Source organism: Dyadobacter sp. 676, from assembly GCF_040448675.1.
Taxonomy (GTDB): Bacteria; Bacteroidota; Bacteroidia; order Cytophagales; family Spirosomataceae; genus Dyadobacter.
In genome coordinates, this window is sequence record NZ_CP159289.1 from 113991 (window position 1) to 133218 (window position 19228).

Annotated in this window: 17 protein-coding genes, 1 tRNA gene and 1 pseudogene; 10 read left to right on the forward strand and 9 right to left on the reverse strand. The window is 51.5% G+C overall.

The annotated features are described in order from the left end of the window. The first annotated feature begins 150 nt into the window (after positions 1–150). A complete protein-coding gene (locus ABV298_RS00605; protein WP_353720273.1) occupies positions 151–1596 on the forward strand; it encodes a sulfatase in 1446 nt (481 codons plus the stop codon). A 66-nt stretch (positions 1597–1662) separates the two neighbouring features. Here the strand turns inward: ABV298_RS00605 and ABV298_RS00610 are convergent, their stop codons facing one another. The 3 genes from ABV298_RS00610 to ABV298_RS00620 all read right to left on the reverse strand — a co-directional run bounded on the left by ABV298_RS00610 (position 1663) and on the right by ABV298_RS00620 (position 4802). Continuing rightward, entirely contained in the window at positions 1663–2790 is a 1128-nt protein-coding gene (locus ABV298_RS00610; RefSeq protein WP_353720274.1) for a serine hydrolase domain-containing protein, read from the reverse strand. A 17-nt stretch (positions 2791–2807) separates the two neighbouring features. Beyond that, positions 2808–4025: an acyltransferase gene (locus tag ABV298_RS00615; RefSeq protein WP_353720275.1), complete on the reverse strand. Its 1218-nt coding sequence runs from the start codon at positions 4023–4025 to the stop codon at positions 2808–2810. Between the two features lie 228 nt (positions 4026–4253). Then, positions 4254–4802, reverse strand: a complete 549-nt coding sequence (locus ABV298_RS00620) for a CAP domain-containing protein (protein ID WP_353723118.1) — start codon at positions 4800–4802, stop codon at positions 4254–4256. Between the two features lie 272 nt (positions 4803–5074). Between ABV298_RS00620 and ABV298_RS00625 the strand changes: the two genes are divergently transcribed. Next, positions 5075–7021 carry a pectinesterase family protein gene (locus ABV298_RS00625; RefSeq protein WP_353720276.1) on the forward strand — a complete coding sequence of 649 codons (1947 nt, stop codon included), beginning with the start codon at positions 5075–5077 and terminating at the stop codon, positions 7019–7021. Here ABV298_RS00625 and ABV298_RS00630 read toward each other — a convergent pair. Together ABV298_RS00630 and ABV298_RS00635 are read right to left on the reverse strand one after the other, a co-directional pair. Continuing rightward, on the reverse strand, positions 7018–7272 hold the full coding sequence (locus tag ABV298_RS00630) for a hypothetical protein (protein ID WP_353723286.1): 255 nt from the start codon (positions 7270–7272) through the stop codon (positions 7018–7020). The two genes, ABV298_RS00625 and ABV298_RS00630, sit on opposite strands and share 4 nt — an antisense overlap. Before the next feature lie 193 nt (positions 7273–7465). Further along, a pseudogene (locus ABV298_RS00635) lies at positions 7466–8215 on the reverse strand (PQQ-dependent sugar dehydrogenase); the annotation flags it as partial. A 105-nt stretch (positions 8216–8320) separates the two neighbouring features. Here ABV298_RS00635 and ABV298_RS00640 point away from each other — a divergent pair. The 3 genes from ABV298_RS00640 to ABV298_RS00650 all read left to right on the forward strand — a co-directional run bounded on the left by ABV298_RS00640 (position 8321) and on the right by ABV298_RS00650 (position 10720). Further along, positions 8321–8689 carry a hypothetical protein gene (locus tag ABV298_RS00640; protein WP_353720277.1) on the forward strand — a complete coding sequence of 123 codons (369 nt, stop codon included), beginning with the start codon at positions 8321–8323 and terminating at the stop codon, positions 8687–8689. 55 nt (positions 8690–8744) lie between these two features. Beyond that, positions 8745–9209: a hypothetical protein gene (locus tag ABV298_RS00645; protein ID WP_353720278.1), complete on the forward strand. Its 465-nt coding sequence runs from the start codon at positions 8745–8747 to the stop codon at positions 9207–9209. A 164-nt stretch (positions 9210–9373) separates the two neighbouring features. Next, positions 9374–10720 (forward strand): WG repeat-containing protein, encoded by a 1347-nt coding sequence (locus tag ABV298_RS00650; RefSeq protein ID WP_353720279.1) that lies wholly within the window; start codon positions 9374–9376, stop codon positions 10718–10720. Positions 10721–10724: 4 nt separating this feature from the next. On the opposite strand, the gene ABV298_RS00655 is transcribed toward ABV298_RS00650, so the two are convergent. From ABV298_RS00655 to ABV298_RS00665, 3 genes are read right to left on the reverse strand one after another with little or no spacing between them, the layout of a single operon-like run. Next, positions 10725–11336, reverse strand: a complete 612-nt coding sequence (locus ABV298_RS00655; protein ID WP_353720280.1) for a DUF6596 domain-containing protein — start codon at positions 11334–11336, stop codon at positions 10725–10727. Continuing rightward, entirely contained in the window at positions 11294–11959 is a 666-nt protein-coding gene (locus ABV298_RS00660; protein ID WP_353720281.1) for a sigma factor, read from the reverse strand. Before ABV298_RS00660 ends, ABV298_RS00655 begins: the two co-directional genes overlap by 43 nt. Beyond that, a complete protein-coding gene (locus tag ABV298_RS00665; RefSeq protein WP_353720282.1) occupies positions 11949–12302 on the reverse strand; it encodes a YciI family protein in 354 nt (117 codons plus the stop codon). Before ABV298_RS00665 ends, ABV298_RS00660 begins: the two co-directional genes overlap by 11 nt. Before the next feature lie 292 nt (positions 12303–12594). On the opposite strand from ABV298_RS00665, the gene ABV298_RS00670 reads away from it, so the two are divergent. Next, a complete protein-coding gene (locus ABV298_RS00670) occupies positions 12595–13017 on the forward strand; it encodes a hypothetical protein (protein WP_353720283.1) in 423 nt (140 codons plus the stop codon). A gap of 372 nt (positions 13018–13389) precedes the next feature. Here ABV298_RS00670 and ABV298_RS00675 read toward each other — a convergent pair whose 3' ends face one another. Next, the gene (locus tag ABV298_RS00675; RefSeq protein ID WP_353720284.1) at positions 13390–13944 is read right to left on the reverse strand and encodes a dihydrofolate reductase family protein; all 555 of its coding nucleotides are present in this window, start codon (positions 13942–13944) and stop codon (positions 13390–13392) included. Positions 13945–14341: 397 nt separating this feature from the next. Here ABV298_RS00675 and ABV298_RS00680 point away from each other — a divergent pair, with 397 nt between their 5' ends. From ABV298_RS00680 to ABV298_RS00695, 4 genes are all read left to right on the forward strand, one after another. Further along, positions 14342–15670 (forward strand): amidohydrolase/deacetylase family metallohydrolase, encoded by a 1329-nt coding sequence (locus tag ABV298_RS00680; protein WP_353720285.1) that lies wholly within the window; start codon positions 14342–14344, stop codon positions 15668–15670. A 124-nt stretch (positions 15671–15794) separates the two neighbouring features. Beyond that, the gene (locus ABV298_RS00685) at positions 15795–17471 is read left to right on the forward strand and encodes a selenocysteine synthase (RefSeq protein WP_353720286.1); all 1677 of its coding nucleotides are present in this window, start codon (positions 15795–15797) and stop codon (positions 17469–17471) included. Between the two features lie 286 nt (positions 17472–17757). After that, positions 17758–17841: transfer RNA gene (locus ABV298_RS00690), tRNA-Leu, on the forward strand. Between the two features lie 43 nt (positions 17842–17884). Next, a complete protein-coding gene (locus ABV298_RS00695) occupies positions 17885–19096 on the forward strand; it encodes a hypothetical protein (RefSeq protein WP_353720287.1) in 1212 nt (403 codons plus the stop codon). Positions 19097–19228 lie beyond the last annotated feature (132 nt).

Sequence of the window (19228 nt, forward strand, 5' to 3'; positions counted from 1 at the left end):
GCTACTTAACTACGCAAATTTTCTTGAATTTTTTTACCAAAATTTTTCCAAAATCATTGGTTTTTGGTAAATAAGAGCGGTTTAGGAACAAACCTTTTAACCCGAAACTATCGGGCATTCCGGGCGGGTAATCATTAATCACAGCATGTTATGACAAGGCGGTATTGGATAGGCATTTTAATATTGTTGGCCACCTTTGCGGATCTGCGTGCTGCCGGGCCGGTCAATATCATATTCATCATCGGCGACGATATCAGCTGGGACGATATCGGCGCGTACGGAAATGGAAAAGTGAAAACACCGAACCTGAATGCGCTTGCACGTCGGGGCATCAAATTCACCAATATGTTCCTCACTACCAGCTCGTGCAGCCCGAGCCGGACGAGCATTCTCACCGGCCGCTATCCGCACAACACCGGTGCCGCCGAGCTTCACACGCCGCTGCCTGCACACATGAAGTTCTTTCCCGAATTGTTAAAACAAAAAGGATATTACACGGCGCTGGCGGGCAAATGGCACGAAGGCCCGGCGACGAAGCGCGCTTACGATACCTTGCTCGTGAACCAGACAAAGAACGGGGAAGGCGGTGAAGAGCAATGGATTAGCCTGTTGAAATCGCGGCCCCGGGAGAAGCCGTTCTTCTTATGGCTGGCCCCGTACGATGCACACCGCCCCTGGTCCCCGGCCACCAACGGTCCGCGGCACGACCCCGCCCTCGACATAACCGTGCCGCCGACACTCGCCGACACCCGCGAAACCAGGGAAGATCTTGTGGCATATTATAATGAAATCGCCAGGTTGGATCATTATGTGGGCCTTCTTGAAAAGGAACTTGCCGCGCAGGACCTTTCTGAAAATACGCTGATCGTCTTCACCGCGGACAACGGTCGCCCGTTTCCCGGCAGCAAAACCCGGCTGACTGACGCCGGTATCAAAGCGCCGTTCCTTGTGAAATGGCCCGCGGGCATCGGTGCGGGACAAACATGCCAGAGCCTCGTCAGTGCGGTAGACATCGCCCCTACGCTGCTGGCCGTGGCAGGTATCGAAGCCGGGCCGACGTTTCAGGGGAGGAGCTTCGCATCGCTTTTCCGCGATCCCGCGCGGGAATTCCGCAAATATGTCTTCGCGGAGCACAACTGGCATGATTACGAGGCATACGAGCGGGCCGTGCGTACAATTGATTTCCTGTACGTCATCAATAAAAGGCCGCAGCTGGACAACGGCGGCCCGATCGACGCCAACCAAAGCCCGTCGGCCGGCGCATTAAAAAGCGCCCGCAAAAATGGTAAGCTGACGCCCCTGCAGGAAGATGCGTTCAGGAAGCCTCGCCCTTCGGAAGAGTTTTTCGATAATTTCAAAGACCCGTCACAGATAGTCAATGTGATCGAAAACAAAACGTATGACGGCCAAATCGAATCGATGCGAAAAGTACTTGCCGGCTGGCAGGCCGACACGGGCGACACCACACCGGAAAACCTCACACCCGACTGGTACAGCCGCGAAACCGGCGAACCGCTTCCCGCCAAGGGCAAACGCGGCGAAATGCCGGGAGCGTCCAAACACGCCGACCGCATTAATGCGAAAGGGCCATTCTAATCGCCCGAATACCCTTCCTTTTTTAGTAATACGAGCTCGTCGTTCGGTTGAGAAGGTTCGCGATCGTCACAGCTTTGCCCTTACCAGATCGCGGAAAGCGAGGTTGGTCAATATCGTTTTTTCGAAACCCGCTTGCGTGAAGATCAGCCCGTAGAAGTTTTTCTGACGGTTCACCCATGCGTGTATGCCGCGTGCGCTCAGGCATGCGACCTCCTTGGAAACACCATTCTGGATCTCGTACCGGAAAAGCCCCAGGCCATATGTCGGGTCGACCTTATTGGTATTGTCCTGCTCCATGATCGCGATCGATTCTTCTTTGAGAACACGCACGCCATTATAGGTGCCTTTGTTATAAATCATGGTCAGGAAGCGCAGGTATTCATTCATTGAGCATACAATGCCATAGCCCGGCTCGGGGTTTCGGGGATGATCGGGGCTGTAAACCACGTCCTTCATGCCGCACTTCGACCCGATCCGCTCCTGGAAGATCTGCGCCCAGGTTTTCTTTTCGACAACCTCCGCCACGCGGGCGGCTACGGCGTAGGCGACACTCCCGTAAAGCGCCTGCTTACCCGGCGTGAACAATAGCTGGGTCCTAAGCGCCACGCTGTCGACATTCTGCGCGAGAGTGAGGTCACTGCGGCTGTCGAAGCGCGATTCTACCACGATTCCCGAGGTGTGCGACATCAGTTGCCGCACCGTAATGTCCTTTTTCTCATTATTGAACGAGGGAATGTATTTGCTCACCTTATCGTCCAGCGCCAACTTGCCCGTTTCCACGATGCTCATGATTACCGCCGCCGTTACCGCTTTCGACGCCGACATAATCGGCAGCCTGGTGTCCGCATTGTACTGGCCTATTTTGAAACAGAACTCGGTGGTATCGCGGCGACCGATATACACCATCAGGTTGCCGTCGTAGTCCTTCGAATGGGCACGGAGAAAATTGTAAAATTCAAGTCGGTTGCGATACTTCATGGGCGACGGGTCGGGCAGGTTACCTGCTTCCCCGTCTTTGAAGAATATGCTCCTTATGTCGCGGTCCGCGATCGGGATCGGTGTGGAATCGAGCTCGGTGAAACCCTTGCCTGTGCACGTGCGGCATCCGGTATCAATGCCGTCATTCGGGTCGTCGGGCAATGGCTGGGGCGTATTTTTTTGCCCGCAAGAAAAAATCGTAATAAGGAGTAACAATAAAGTAAAGAATTGCTTCATGATCTGCTAACGTGCACAGAATTCGGAAATAGTTTTTTTCTGTAATTCATAAACGGCAATTCTACGAATTTGTACATTAAATAAGCTATTAAATAGATAAAAATATATGTAGCTAAAAAAACGAGCCCCTGCATGCCGGAAACGGTGGCGAGATTCCTTTCATACCATTTTATGACGAAATCCAGAACGAGGAAGTGCATCAGGTAAAACGAATAGGAAGTCTGGCTGATATTCGTGATAATCCGGGTAAGCCCCCTTCCCGGCCGGGGACACGATACCGCGTAGGGCAGCATCAGCGCAAAGGTGACGCAAAATAGAGGAAGCAATAGCACATCGGCAAAATAATTGATGTTGCTGCCCGCAATCGTGTGTTCGATGACCTGAAAATCGACCAGCAACAACATGCCACCCAGTGCAAGCAGCCATACGCGGACTTTGTGCGACAAATCCTGTTTTTCGAGCAGGTAGGCGATCAGGCAGCCGTAAGCGATGGCGTCTATCCGGAACATAACCATTTTGCGCATGCCGTCCCAGTCGCCGGTAGGCGGCACAAACGTCTTCCAGCTGGGCATCAGCAATTTCTGGCGTACCAAATCCGTGAAAAGGTCGTGCTGGTACATCCAGTGGTACACCGATTTGGTAATCATGCCAACGACTAAAAAAACGCCGATGCCGGTCAGGAAAATGCGGTAGCTGCCCGCATTGCGCCCGGTCATCGACGCGATTACCAGCAGTACGAGGGGAAAAGTCAGATAGAACCACTCCTCTACCGCCAGGCTCCATGAATGCGGGAAAAAGCCCTGCGCGGGTGTAATTATGTTTTGCGCAAAGAAGATGTAGAAAATTACGTTGCGCATTTCGGAATAGAAACAGTAATAAACCGCCAGCGCTACAAAATAAGCCGGTAGCGTACGAAGCCACCGGTTAACCCAGAAAACCTTCACTCTCTCCCAGGTAATGCCGGGTTGCAGCACAGTGCGCAGGATGATCCGGCCGATCAGAAAACCGCTAAGCACGAAAAAAGCCTCCACGCCAATGCCGAGCCAGCCAAATGGAAAGTAAGCATCCAGCGGATTAATCGGCATGGAATGCGAAAGAAAAACCATCACGATCGAACCCGCACGCATAAGATCCAGCCCGAAAATGCGATCGGTTTTCTCCTGTCCGTTTTTTACCGGGGTTTGCGTTTTGGGTAGCGTAAAGTTTTCTATCATTGACCAGAGGGGTGTGGTAGTAATCCGAACCGATAACGAACATGAATAAAAATTAAAAAGCCATTAAAAGTAGCAAACAAAAAGTTGATTTATTCCAAAAAAAGAAAAATCAATTTCAAACACGCGTACCGAATCCGCATCCAAATCGTCAAATCAATGCAAACCGGTTTAAAAAGGCATTTATCAACAGGGACACCTTTTTATTTTACGGTGTTGCAATAGTGTTCATCATTGTTCTCCGCCAAAGTTTTGAACAAGGCTGGCGTAAGGCACCTTTTTATGCTTGAATGGCTCGGGAGATAGCCGTGCGGCACATCCCAGATAATTATAGCCGGGATTTACGAGATTGGCCCGGTGCGACGGCGAAGCCATCCATTGCTCCACCACAAACCGCGCGTAACCGGCATAGGTATAGGGCTGGCAGACTTTCTGGTCGCTTTCATTCAGAAACTCAAACTGGTTTTGCTCGCGCTTCCAGCGCGCCACCAGGTATTCACCGCTGACGAGCGTCTGGTATTTCCCGATGTTTTCGCCAATCCGTTTGAAGCGTTTGGTAAACAACTCCACGCGCCGTCGTGCCGTTCGCTCATAGGGGCTGTAAGGGTTGATATGATTGAAAAAAGTGCGGTAAACCATTGAAGTAGCGTGGCCCGACGACGCCAGATATAAACCCGGATCATGCTGGAATACCGGCAGGTTATATTTCCTTCTGACCTCGTTGCTCGCATGAAAAATAGCGGCATCCAGAAAAAGCGTGTCGGGATTTTGTAACGGGATAAGCTCCTTCGATTTAGGTAATGCAAAAAAAGCAGCTTTCCCTCATCGTATAGTATTGTTCTTTTGAGGGAACGAACCATAATTGTGAATACAAATAGAGCGCAAGGGCGATCAGGGTTTCCATGGCGTTGCTAATTGATTTTCAATATCATATTAGAACAATACGCATGAAAATAATAATAAATGAATAGCGCTTTCCTACTAATATCTAAATTTTTTTGCGGTGCAGGCTCCTCTTTCCTGACTGTTATTCAAAAGCAAATCCATTGAACATGTTAAGGAAAACCGGCCTTCTGCTCTTGTGGCTGTTCGTTCATTCAAATGTCGGTGCCCAGGTCCAGGCCATCGAGCAACAGTTTACCGTCGCCCTGGACGGGAGCGGTGATTTCAAGAGCGTTCAAGAGGCCGTCAACGCCGTCCGCGATCATTCGCAGATCCGTGCCACGATACGGATCAAAAACGGCACCTATCACGAAAAACTCGTAATTCCCGCATGGAAAAAGAGCATTACGCTTGTCGGCGAGAGCGCCGGGCATACGATTATTACCAACAACGACTTTTCGGGCAAGGATTTCCCTGGCCGCGATTTTACGGGGAATGCCAAATTCAGCACTTACACATCGTATACCGTGCTTGTCCAGGCCAACGATTGTACCCTGCAAAATCTCACGATCGAAAATACGGCCGGACGCGTCGGCCAGGCGGTCGCGCTGGCTACCGAAGGCGACCGCATCGAAGTGTTTAACTGCCGCATTCTAGGCAATCAGGACACATTATACACCTCCAAAGACGGCCGGAGTTTTTACAAAGACTGCCTCATTGCCGGCACCACCGATTTTATTTTCGGAGAGGCGACGGCCGTTTTCCAGAACTGCACGATACAGAGCCTCGCCAACTCCTACATTACCGCGGCTTCGACCACAAAAGAGCAGGCATTTGGCTATGTATTCTTCGACTGCAAACTGATCGCGGACGATGGAGCTACCCAGGTATACCTCGGCCGCCCCTGGCGCCCTTTCGCCAAAACCGTTTTCATCGACACCGAAATGGGCCCTCACATAATCAAAGAAGGCTGGGACCCGTGGAAGGGCGACAATATGTTTCCGGAAAAAGAAAAAACCGCATTTTACGCGGAGTACAACAGCAGCGGTGCAGGTTCGAATCCCGCTGCGAGAGTGTCATGGTCGAAACAATTGACTCAGGAGGAAAGGGAAAAATACACCGTTGAAAACATCCTGTCGGGCTGGGTTCCCGGCCGAAAACTGCGCATCGAACCTTCCGGAATGCAGGATACGAGCTTTTCGGTGCGGGGTTCCTACCGGCGGGAGATCGCACACCACCCCGGCATCCGCATAGCCGACTCTTCGCTTCCCGCCCCGGTACAAATCATCCGGAATGTCCATTACCGGACCACCTCCACAGGCAAAAAACTGTTTCTGGATGTATACAAGCCCAAGCGAAAGGGAAAAGCCGCATTGCCGGCCATATTGATGATCCACGGCGGAGGCTGGCGCTCGGGCGACCGCACCCACAACAACACCCTCGCACGCAGGCTCGCGGCACAGGGATATGTGTGCCTTACGGCCGATTACAGCCTCTCCACCCACGCCCTGTACCCTGCCGCCGTACACGACCTGAAAGCTGCCGTGCGCTGGATGCGGGCCCGGAGCGGCACATTTAATATCGATACCGCCCGGATAGCCGTCCTTGGATTCTCCGCGGGCGGCGAACTGGCCGCATTCATGGGCGCAACCAACGGACAGGCCAGATTTGAAGGAAATGCCGCCGAACAGGGCGGTTCAAGCACCGTCCAGGCTGTGATCGACATCGATGGTACGCTGGCCTTCATCCACCCCGAGTCGGGCGAGGGCGACGATTCAAAATCCATTTCGGCAGCCACCTATTGGTTTGGTTATCCCAAAGCGGAACGCCCGGACCTCTGGAACGACGCCTCGCCGCTTACGCACGTGAGTGACCAAACGCCGCCTTTTCTCTTCATCAACAGCTCCGTGGCACGTATGCACGCGGGCAGGGAGGATTTTATCAAAAAACTGGACGTGTACGGTACACACAGCGAGGTACGCACGTTTTCCGACGCCCCGCACACGTTCATGTTCTTTGAGCCGTGGTTCGAGCCTACGCTGGCCACCATTTCCGGCTTCCTGAAACGGGTATTCGGCCGCGGCGCCGTCACTTCGGGCAGGCAGGTAAGAAATTAATCCGTAGCGGAGCCGGACAATGCTGCTATGGCCTGGCCAGCTTCCAGTATTTTCCCTGACCCGTGGTCGCAGATATAAAGCTCGTTCGATTGGTCGGTACCAAAAGCGGAAATCTGGCCCACCCCTTCCGCTATAATGCTGTTTTGCACCGCCTTTCCGTCCCTGGTTTCCAGTGCGAAGAGCCGTCCGCTCACATAATCGCCAAAGACATATTTGCCTTCCAGCGCAGGAACCGTTTTTCCCCGGTACACAAATCCGCCGGTAATGGAATGCTCCCCATTGGCCTGTGGCAGGTCGAGTACCGGGTCGATCAGCCCGGCGGTTCCGCAATCGCGCCTGGGGTTGTAGCAATCGATACTTTCCTTGAGTCGCCAGCCATAATTGCCCCCCCTTCACGATAATATCGATTTCCTCGCGCTTGTTTTGCCCCACATCGCCGGCCCAGAGGGTATTCGTCGGCTCGTCGAAACTGATCCGCCACGGATTGCGCAGGCCGTAAGCATAAATTTCCTCGCGGAACCCCTCCCTGTTCCCGGCAAACGGGTTATCGGCCGGAATACCGTAGTTCCGTTTGCTTTTGCCATTCACGTCGATCCGCAGAATCTTGCCCAGCAGGCTACCCTTATTCTGCCCGTTGTTGGCCGGATCGCCCCAGCTTCCGCCATCGCCGGTAGAGATATACAGGTAACCGTCCTTTCCGAATTTGACCGCCCCGCCATTATGGTTATCATAGGGCTGGTCGAACGTAAAAAGTATCGTGGCGCTCCCCGGATCGGCTTTATCGGGATCGTCGGCGCTCACTTTGTAGCGTGCGATGGCCGTTTCCAGTTTTCCCGACACTTTCGTGGTATAGTTCAGGTAAAAGTAGCCGTTTTGCTTGTAATCGGGATGGAAGGCCAGCCCCAGGAGTCCGGCTTCGCCGCCGTAGCTGACGAGCTTTTTAATGTCGAGGAATTCTTTCGAAGAAGCCGTTGCGGCATCGTTCTCAAAAACGCGGACCGTGCCTTCCTGCCCGACTACAAACAGCCGGTTGGTGCCGTCGTTGGCGTGCGTCAGGTCGACCGGGTACTCGAAATGCAGTTTGGGAAAGGCTTCCACCACCTTGACCTCCCCCGTATTGCCGCCGGGGCCGGATGCATTGCAGTTCACAAGTAAAATCAGGCCAGCCAGGCCGTTTTTGAGAATCGTTCTCATGACACATCCGGTTTGGTTTGAAAGACAGGGAACAATGCGGTCCCCGACGGCTTTACAACGCTTACCCTGCTCATCTCACCCGGCCCGCTCACCACGGAAGAAATCATGGAAGCACACAGTATTTCACGCGGAAACGCCAACATGACCCTGCGCGATCTGATCGGTTGGGGCATGATCGGGAAACAGCACAAACCCGGCGAAAGAAAAGAGTATTTCTTCGCGGACAAGGACGTTTGGAATATTGCCCGGCAAGTGGTCAGGGAACGTCGGAAACGGGAATTGGAACGGGTTGTGAGAATCCTCGACGAATTATCGAAGGTAACAGGCGACCCCGGCGACCCGGAGTTCGCTACTTTCAACAAATCGGTTACGGACATCAACAAGCTGGCGAAAAATGTCGATAAAACCATCGAAACGATGCTTTGCGCGGAAGAAAGCTGGTTTTGGGGAGGCATTTTCAAATTATTCAGGTAATATTTTTTGAATTAAACTTTCATTTTTTTCTGAAAATTCAAAATATACTATTCATATGAAAACACTACATGGCCATATTATTCTTTACGACGCCGAATGCACGATGTGCAGCACTTTCAAGCTGGCTTATCGCATTGCCTGGATTGCATTTGCCTGGCTGTTGACATCGATTATACTGGCATCTTATACCAGGCTGCTCACCGGGTTCTTACCCGCTGACGTGCTCCGGTGCGAATTCACCGTTTGCGCGGGGCAAATTTTCTTCCGGGGAGCCGTTGTTTTTGCTTACAAAAAGCCAAAGGCCTGGGATTATCTTGGGAATTTGAGGACTGTATCGCTCGCGGGCGCCCTCGGGCTGCTGATATGTCTGATCGCCGGTTCTTGTCCAAAAGCTGGACGTTCCCAGCGGCTTTGGATCGATGTCACTTCTGTGACCATTTACAGCCATGCCGAAGACCGGCCACAGGACGTGGACAGGGGTGAAATCGGCTTCGGAACCGATTGCCTGTCCCATTGCTGACTGCCGCCGATAATTTGGAAAAAAAGCGAATTAAATTACCGGCATCGACGATATTCCTGCCAAGTTTTTGTTTTTTGCAGGTTGAAAACCAATGCCTGTCGCGTTCCCGACCCTACCGGGCCACGTTCCGTATGGGTGCAGACTAACCCGAAACCCGTTTTTGAATGCTCCGATCGACTTTTCATTTGCTTGCACTCCTTTTATTACTATTCCAATCGGCCCGGGCCATTGCCCAAACCACGCCCGCTGCCGGAAAGGCCTGGCTGAAAGAGTACAACGACTACCGGGAATATGACGACATTTATGTAGTCAGGAAGGTCAGCGTCCCGTGCCGCTCCTACGAGACGTTCATTACCGACAGAAGTGGCCGGAAGCTCACACCCGCTTACCGCGATATCGGGGATTTCGCGGAAGGGCTGGCGGAATTTGTACCGATGGAGCCTGGTCCCGACGGGCATGGTCTTCACGGGTTCATCGATAAGCGGGGGAAAGTCGTCATCGAGCCGAAATACGTTTCCACCGATCGGTTCCGTGGCGGAAAAACCTGGGTTATTTATCCTTCCGGCAAACATTACGGGCTTTCTTACATCGATCTCACCGGAAAGGAAATCTATAAGATTCCCATTCACCATTATTCGAAAGATTACCTCATTAAAGACTCGGAAATTAATTTCCTATGCAATCAGGATACGAAGGAGGACGTGTTGTGGTGGATAAATAAACCATTTGATTTCTTCACGCTGAACTTCAATTTCAGCCGGTTTATAGAAAAGGAAATTAAAGCCTCCAAATTTATTTACCATTTTAAATATCAGGGTAAATACGGCATTATCGATAAAAATATGATACTTAAAGTGCCAGTATCCCTCGATGACATCGATCCCGATTATAAATACTCGGGCCAGGGAATGGAACGGGTCCGGTATCGCGATAAGTACGGTTATATCAGTCCGTTTACCGGCGACCTCATCGTGCCATTCGATTATACCGATACCCGCAAGCCCACCAACGGCCTGTTTTGGGTCAAAAAGGATGGCAAATGGGGTTGTATCGATAAAACCGGCAAGCTCCGTATCCGGCATTTATATGACGAGGCAACCGGTTTCACAGCCGAAAACCGCTCGGCTGTTGCGATTAACGGGAAATTCGGGCATATCGATAAATCCGGGAAAATTCGTACGCCGCTGAAATACGACTTCGCTTCGTATTACAATCACGGTATTTCCATGATCCGCGTGGCTGATAAATACGGTTATATCGATACGACCGGGCGTTTTATTACCAAAGTCATTTACGACGAAGCGCTCCCCTTCGACCGCACCACTACTACGGTCGAGAGATCATGGCTCCGATTCGAGCTTTCATTGGAGGGAAAAGAAAAATTCATTGGTTTTTCGTACAAACTGAATGCGGTGTTCATTATTATCGGTGTAATGATTTTTATCTGGCTGAACAATTTGCTTTACCGGAAAATGCGGAAAGGCCGTCTGGCAAGGAAGGCGAGGAAATAGCGCGTTATGGTTGCTGCAATGCGGTCAGGCGCTTCCGGATCGTCTGCTGGTCGGCCGCCGTTCGGGCCAGTTGCAGCGCTTTTTGCAGGCCCTCCACCGCTTTGCGCTGATCGACACCGTCGTAAAGTTCCCCCATCAATGCGAAATAAAAGTGATTGCCTTCGGGCGGCAATGCTTCCATTTCGCGTATAGCCGCCTTTTTGCCCTTCACTTTCGACAATGCGAATAGCCGGTTGAGCGCCACCACGGGCGAGTAATGTAGTTTCAGCAACTGATCGTAGAAATCAAGAATGCTTTGCCATTTCTCCCGGCTATCCTCTTTGCGGGTGTGCCAATAGGCAATGCCCGCCTCCAGGTGATACCTTGAAAGCCGGTCGCCGGCCGCCGCGCATTGCAGGAAATAACCGCCTTTGGCGATCAGTACCGCATTCCAGCGGGTGGTGTCCTGCTCCCCGTAGAGTACGAGTTCGCCGGAGGGATCGGTGCGGGCATCGAAACGCGAAGCATGGAAGCACATCAACGCCAGCAATGCATTGACTTGCGGCTTGTTGGTAGCGGCGTTCTCGACGAGCATTACGCAAAGCCGTATCGCTTCCATACAAATCTCCTTCCGCAACGTGCGGTCGGCGGAGACCGAATAATACCCTTCGTTAAAGAGCAGATAAATGGTGTAAGCACCGGTTCGAGGCGGGCGTCCATCTCGCTTGCCGGCGGCATTTCGATCCTGGCTCCCCTCTCGCGCAGCCGCTCCTTCGCACGTGTGAGCCGTTTATTGATGACATCCCGGCTAGTCAGGAATGCATCGGCGACCTCCTGGATACCGAACCCGCAGAGTATCCTCAGCGCCAGCCCTACCTGCGACTCTTCCGATATCGCCGGATGACAGACCGCAAACATCATCTGCAACTGGCTGTCGATGATATTCTCGGGAGTCAGGTCCAGCTCGAACGCAACCTCCCCTCCCGCCTCCGCCGTGATTCGGGGGACTACCTTCCCTTCATAAATGGAAAGCCGGTGCAGATAATTTTTCGCCTTGTTTTTTGCCGTATTGTAAAGCCATCCTGTCGGGTTTGGCGGCGGGCCTTCGATCCCCCACGCCTGCGTGGCGACCAGGAAAGTGTCGCTCGCAATGTCTTCCGCCAGTTCGATCTCCCCGAACCCGAAGTGCCGGCAGAGTACCGATACGATTTTGCGGTACTCCGTGCGGAAAAGATGCAGGATCAGCGGCTCATTGTGCATGCACTGAAACAATTTTCCGGACCTCCACGCTATTTCCTTCGCCATTCAGTATCGGGCATTGTACCGCCAGTTGTACCGCCTCGTCGAAACTCTCCGCCCGGACCACAATGAAACCCGCCAAGGATTCCTTCGTCTCCGCGTAGGGACCGTCGGTAATCACTCGATTCGGTCTCAAAACTTTCCCCTCGGTAGAAAGGCCCTTCCCACCGGCGAATTTTCCCTGCCCGGCAATGCTATCGACCCAATGATGATACTGTTTCATGTATTCCTGCATTTGTTCAGGCGAAGGCTGCGCGTCTTTTGTAAGGAGATCGAGGCGCATGATGATCATGTATTCTTCCATAGTGATTTCAGGGTTAGTCAAACATAAAATAAAGATAAATGCCCATTTTAATATACACGGAGCAAGGCGCTCCTTTACACCATATCAGGTCCGGACTGGCGTACTGCCGGCACTCATATACCAAAAGCCGAGCATATCGATCCGGCAACGGCCTCCCGAAGGCTCGGGAGTCATGTGTGACGACTTATGCAACTGAAAAACAGACCTGAACCAAACAAAAAATAGTAAGTCACCATTGGTAGCCATGTAAAAATAATTACCTTTAATCTTGTCAACATTCAAAAAATTAAAGATGAAAAAGATTTTACTTTTATTGATTGCCAGTTTAATGTCTTGTACGGATCATGCTATTGATGATTTGTCGTCCAAATTTGTCGGTGAATATGCCGTCTGGTCCGAGGAGCAATTTTCTACCCAGAAAACTTCCATACAGATCACAGCACGGGATATCAATCACGTCGATTTCATGTACTTGTCTCATTGGGAGTATTGGGATGGACGCCCCTGGGAAGATATCACTATTGAGGCCAATAATGTTTTGGTTGAGTCAAGGGGTGATACATTACGATTTAATAATGATTGTATCCATAATGGGGTAAATGGAAGGATAACCGGTACTTTCGTTAGACCTGGCAACGGTTTCGCATTTTATGACTTGAAAGTCATTAAAAACGGAACGGTGGCATTCCAGGAAAAAGCTGACGTTTTGGATTGATAAATAAAAGGGAATGCGTAGGTATCAATAACCTCAGGTGGGTTCTAGCTCTGGCATCCATACACTGAAAGTTTCAGAATATTGCTTCATCTCCCCGGACAGCGCTTCTGCCATATTCTTGTCTTAACATGAAACCCATGGCCCGTGCCGGAACTGCGCCGGCACGGGAATCATCAGAAAGTGCCCCAATTGCGGTGACTACCTTTCCGGCGGGAATGACAAAGGCCTGAGCTGCCATTTCCCCTACCACATTCATAGCAACACAAGCTGCCAGCTAAAAACGGAGCACAGTCTTATGACGCCGGCGCGGAAGTACCTTCATCAAGGCTACCTTCTATTACCCGGCGACCTTTGTCCGGATTGATAGCAGCTTCACAGCGGCACATAACGCAGCAACACTACCCCGCTGCCGAATACCCGGCTGTCGATCAGTTCCAGGTCGAGCTTGCGGGTGAGGCCCTGGAAGGACGGCGTCCCCTCCCCTATGGCGACGGGATCGATCATGAACTGGTATTCGTCGATGAGGCGTGCTTCGGCGAGCTGCATAATAATGCTGCCGCTGCCTAGAATGGTCATCATCCTTTCCGGATCGGCTTTCAGTGCGCGGACAGCTTCGACGAGATCGGTTTTGATGAGTGTGGTATTCGCCCAACGGGCGGTCTTGAGCGTGGTGGAAAAAACGATCTTTTCGGTCTCGTTCATGCCCCGGGCGACTTCGGGCATGCTTTCCATGGCCATCGGTGTCGGCCAGAAGCCGGCCATCATCTCGTAGGTTATCCTGCCAAACAGCAATGTCGCGCGGGTTTCAAGGTTACCGGCGGCAAATTCGTTTTCTTCCTGTCCGTGCCGGTGCCAGCTGATATCGTTATCCCGTCCTTTGAAATAGCCGTTAAGCGTTGTGAAATTGTAGGCAATAAGCTTTCCCATGACGTTTCATTTGAGTTTATATTGTTTCAACTGCCCCTACTACAAACGGAAATCCGGAAACAGGACAAGAACAGAAATATTTCCTGAAAAAATTTTCATAACCAACGGCCCGGCTGACAGAATTCATGTGTCCGAAGCCTGCGATACCATTCGCCCCCAAGCCGGTAAAAAAGGAATGGAAACCAAGGCAGTTGGCCCGTAAAGACCGGCAGCTTACGCGTATTTTCCAAAAATCAGGCTCGTTATCCGGCAAATACAATTTTTTCTTAACTTCTGTAAATTTCAGCAATTTATCCGGACGTGATGGGGGTTCGGCCTCCGATTATGTGTCCTCACATGTGTACCTCTCTGCAAGCGCATTGTACAGAAGCATTTATCTTTCCTAAACCGTAATATTATGAGAATTCTTTCCTTTACAGCCCTGCTGCTGCTTTGTGTGGTTGGCAATCCCGCCTGGTCGCAAAACAAAAAGTACAGCATCGTGATCAAGGGCGGGCATGTGATCGACCCCAAAAACAACATCGACGCCGTTATGGACGTGGCCGTGGAAGGTACGCCCGGAGGAGACGACGGCAGGATAGCGCTCGTGGCTAAAAACATCGACCCCGCTCTGGCAGTGCAGGTTGTGGACGCCAAAGGTTTGTATGTAACCCCGGGGATTATCGATATCCACGTCCATTTCTTTTGGGGCACGGATCTCAAAGGAACCTACCGCAATGGTCCGAACAGCCTGCCCGCCGACGGCTTCACCTTCCGTTCGGGGGTAACCACGGTAGTCGATGCAGGCAGCTCCGGCTGGAAGACATTCGAAACGTTCAAGAAACAGACCATCGACATTTCCAAAACACGGGTACTGGCAATGTTGAACATCGTGGGAGAAGGCATGGCCGGCGGGAAATTCGAAAACAACCTCGATGAAATGGACGCCAAAGCCACCGCGGAGATGGCCAAAAAGTACCCCAACGACATCGTGGGTGTAAAACTGGCGCATTTCGTGGGCCACGACTGGACGCCGACCGACCGTGCACTCGAAGCCGGCAGGTTGGCCAACATTCCTATAATGGTCGATTTCGGGAGCGCTAACCCCATTCTGCCGCTGGAAGAATTGTACCTGAAAAAATTCCGCAAAGGCGACATTTATACCCATTGCTTCGGCGGCAACAGCAATAACAGCGGCCGTGGCCGCGAATCGATTGTGGATGTTTCGACCAATAAAGTAAAGCCGTATGCGATCGAAGCACAGAAACGCGGGGTGATTTTCGATGTTGGATTTGGCGGGGCCAGTTTCCTACTGGCGCAGGGCGTACCGGCAATCAAGCAAGGTTTTTATCCCAACTCGATCAGCACCGACCTTCACACCGGCAGCATGAATACGGCCATGAAAGACATGAATAATATTATGTCGATGTTCATGGCTATGGGTATGGATTTCAAAAGTGTGATCAAAGCGAGTACCTGGAACCCGGCACAGGAAATTCATCGCGAGGAACTTGGCAATCTTTCGGTAGGCTCACCCGCCGACATCGCCATCCTGAACCTGCGTGACGGTAACTTCGGCTTTTATGCCCGCGACGGCAAGATCACCGGCAAAAAACGCATCGAAACAGAAGCCACCATCCGCGGCGGGAACATCGTGTACACGCTCAACGCGCGCGTGGAGCCCGTTAACCTGCCCCGTCCCGAACGGCCGGCAGGCCAGGCGCAGCAGGGCCAGGGGCCCAGATAACGAGGGTAAAAAGATTTATTGAAGAAATAGGGTATTTGAAGATAAGTGGGGCATCCTTACAATAATATTCGGCTGTTAACAAATACCTTTTCTATTACATTCTGTCCAAACTCCTAAACACAAAATGAAACGCAGAGAGATCCTCAAAGAATTGACCATGATCCCGCTCGCCGGAGGTGTCATCAGCACGTCGGCCGCATTTGCCGAGAGCAGCAAGCCGAAGTGGTTTCAAAAAGCGGCGGCGGCGGTATCTGCGCCCGGCCCGTTAAAACCGGGACCACAGATCTATCAGTCGATCGGGGTGGAACCGATTATCAACTGCCGGGGGACATTTACCATCATCGGCGCGTCCATTGAGCTGCCGGAAGTACGTCAGGCGATGGAATATGCCTGTCAGTACAACGTGCAGATCGACGAGCTCGCATTCGGTGTAGGCCAGCGCCTGGCCGAAATCACCGGAGCCGAATGGGGTATGGTGTCGTCGGGTTGCGCAGCGGGTATGAACGAAGTGACTGCGGGGATCATAGCTGGCGGCAATCCCGAGAAACTGATCCGCATTCCCAATCTGGAAGGTTTTGAAAAAACGGAGGTGATCATCCCGAGGTCGTCGCGCAACGTGTATGACCACGCAATACGTAATATCGGCGTGAAAATCATCACCGTCGAAACCATCGAAGAACTAAAAAAAGCGATTACGCCGCGCACGGCAATGATTTACATGATGCCGGGCGAAGAGCCGTGGAGCGTGAAAAGCGTTGCCGATATCGCCAGGCCCGCCGGCGTGCCACTGCTGGTAGATGCAGCCGCCGAACGTCTGACGATCCCGAATATCCACCTTCAGGCCGGTGCCTCGGTGGTAGCGTATAGCGGCGGAAAGGTAATCCGCGGGCCGCAGTGCGCCGGTCTCCTGCTGGGCAATAAAGATATCCTGATGTCGGCCTGGCAGGCCAGCGCACCGCATCACGGCCCGTGCCGGAACAACAAGGTAGGCCGTGAAGAAATGATCGGTATGCTCGCCGCCGTGGAAGCATGGGCAACGCGTGACCATAAGGCCGAAATGAAAACGTGGGTGTCGTGGCTGGAAACGATCTCCAAGAAGCTGAACGGCATCCCGAGCGTAAATCTCGACATCCGCGAACCCAAAGAGGGCGCCCTCGACAACGCGACGCCTACATTGACCGTCGCCTGGGACCCTACCAGGCTCAATATCACCGGCCAGGAAGTAGCCGACGAGCTGCAAACCACCAAACCGCGCGTGGCCGTAGGAACCGGCTTCCGGCGAGGCCAGCCCGCAACACAGTCGGGCCCTCCTACCACGTCCATTACGGTAGCGGCTTATATGATGGGGCCGGGTAACGACAAGATCGTGGCGGAGCGCGTTTACGAGATTCTCACCCGCAAACGCAGCGCGCCGAAGGCCGAGGCGGCGATGAAAGCGCCGTCGGCGGAAATTGCCGGGCGCTGGGATGTGAGCATCGAATTCTACACCAGCACCAGCAAGCATACGTTTATCATCGAAAGGCAGGACGGCAACTACCTGTACGGAACGCACAAGGGCGAGTTTGCCACGCGCGAACTTTTCGGCAATATCGATGGAGACGAAGTCCGCTTCCAGAGCCGTTACAGCATACCTGGCGACAATGTCGTAATGACATTCTACGGAAAACTCTCCGGCGATACCATTACGGGCGAAATCGACATGGTGGAATATGTGAATGCCAAGTTCACCGCGAAAAAGGCTACATTCCCCGGCAACCGCCAGCGAATCAACATCCCTGCGGGACGTCCGTTGTCGACCTAGGGCAAGTTTTGGAATAATGGATTTGACATAACCGGTAGTTAACATAAAAAGCCTTGGATCTTGCCAGGGCTTTTATGCTAATTACTAAATCTAAAAAATTTATACAGGGCCTGATCGCTTTCAGGGACCGAACAGTCTGATCTTCCGTGAAGTAACCCCCATTGGGCACCGCGAAACTACGACCTAATCGCGCAAATGCGAAGCTTTTTTGTTTTTTCGGACAAAAAAATCGTGTCCCGATTGTTGCACCATATCATTTAAATACTACTTTTGCATCACGATTGACGGCCAGGTGGTGGAATTGGTAGACACGCTACTTTGAGGGGGTAGTGCCCGTTCGGGCATAGGAGTTCGACTCTCCTTCTGGTCACAATGTAAAAAGTGCGTTTATGAGCTGTAAACGCACTTTTTTTATGTCTGAAAATTTAAAATCGGCGCTCGGGACAGTTTCGGGACAATTTTTAGCAACGAAATACGAGCTGGAACTATCGTCAGAAAAGGTCTTTCCATTCGAGCCAGCCGAACTAAAAACACCGAAAAAATCCACCTGGTACGTGCAGTATTATGTGTATTCGGAAAAGGATCAAACCCTGAAAAGAAGAAAGAAGTTAGTACAGGGCAGCACCCAAAAAGAACGAAAGGAAACCGCCCGCATAATAATTGAAGAAGTAAATACAGTGTTGAAGGCAGGGGGGCACATTGACCCAGTAAAAAAGCTTAGAGAAATTGGACAAATGCCGCTCGTGGTGGCGCTCGACCAGTTCATGGCGGATAAGAAACGGACGTTAAAGCCGCAATCCGTCAAAACCTACGAAAAGTGGACAAATTACTTTTTGGACTTCCTGGAAGCGTACAAGCTAATGAACCTGAATATCCAGGATTTCAACAATGAGCATGCCGCGGATCTACGCACTCACGCGCTGGAAACGCTTAACATGGGCAACAAGTCCTATAACACCTATAAAGGCTTTGTGAGCGGCTTTTTCATATATAGTAGACCCATTTATAAGCTTACATCTAATCCGATTTCAGAAACACTGTTCAACCTCAAAACGAAAACCAGTAAGCACATTGCCTATAATTCGCACCAAGTGGCCGAATACAAAGCCAAATGTGAAGAATTGGAACTTCCGGAATTATGGTTTTTCGTTAGAATGATCTACTACACCTTTTGCAGGCCCTGGGAGGAAGTACGGAAAATGCAGGTGGGCGACATTAAAGACGATCACATTATTATTTATGCCGACACGTCCAAAACTAATCACAGGTCGGTAATGATCCCTCCGGGTCTCGAGGCGATTTTTAAAGAATGGAATGTCCGGGAATACCCACCCCATTTTTACTTATTCTCTCACGGCTATAAGCCTGGGAAAACGCTAGTTAGCCATAATTTTTTCTACGACAAACACCGCAAAGTGTTGGAAAAAATGGAACTGGAAAAGCAGGGATATGATATTTACGGATGGAAGCACACAGGCGTAATTGCCCTTTATAAAGCAACGAAAGACCTCATGCTGGTAAAAGAGCAATGCGGCCATTCTGATATAAGCCAGACGGTTCAGTATCTGCGTGATCTTGGCGTATTTCACTACACAACTGGCATTAATTTATTCCCAGAAATCTAATTTAACTTACTGAATATGATCAAGTATAATACGAGAACCGGGTTAGGTTCCGCGATGGATGAGAAAGCTAGAAACAAGCGGGATGTATTCTACAAGCCGTATCTAACCGGAATGAAATGCAAAACATGCCGG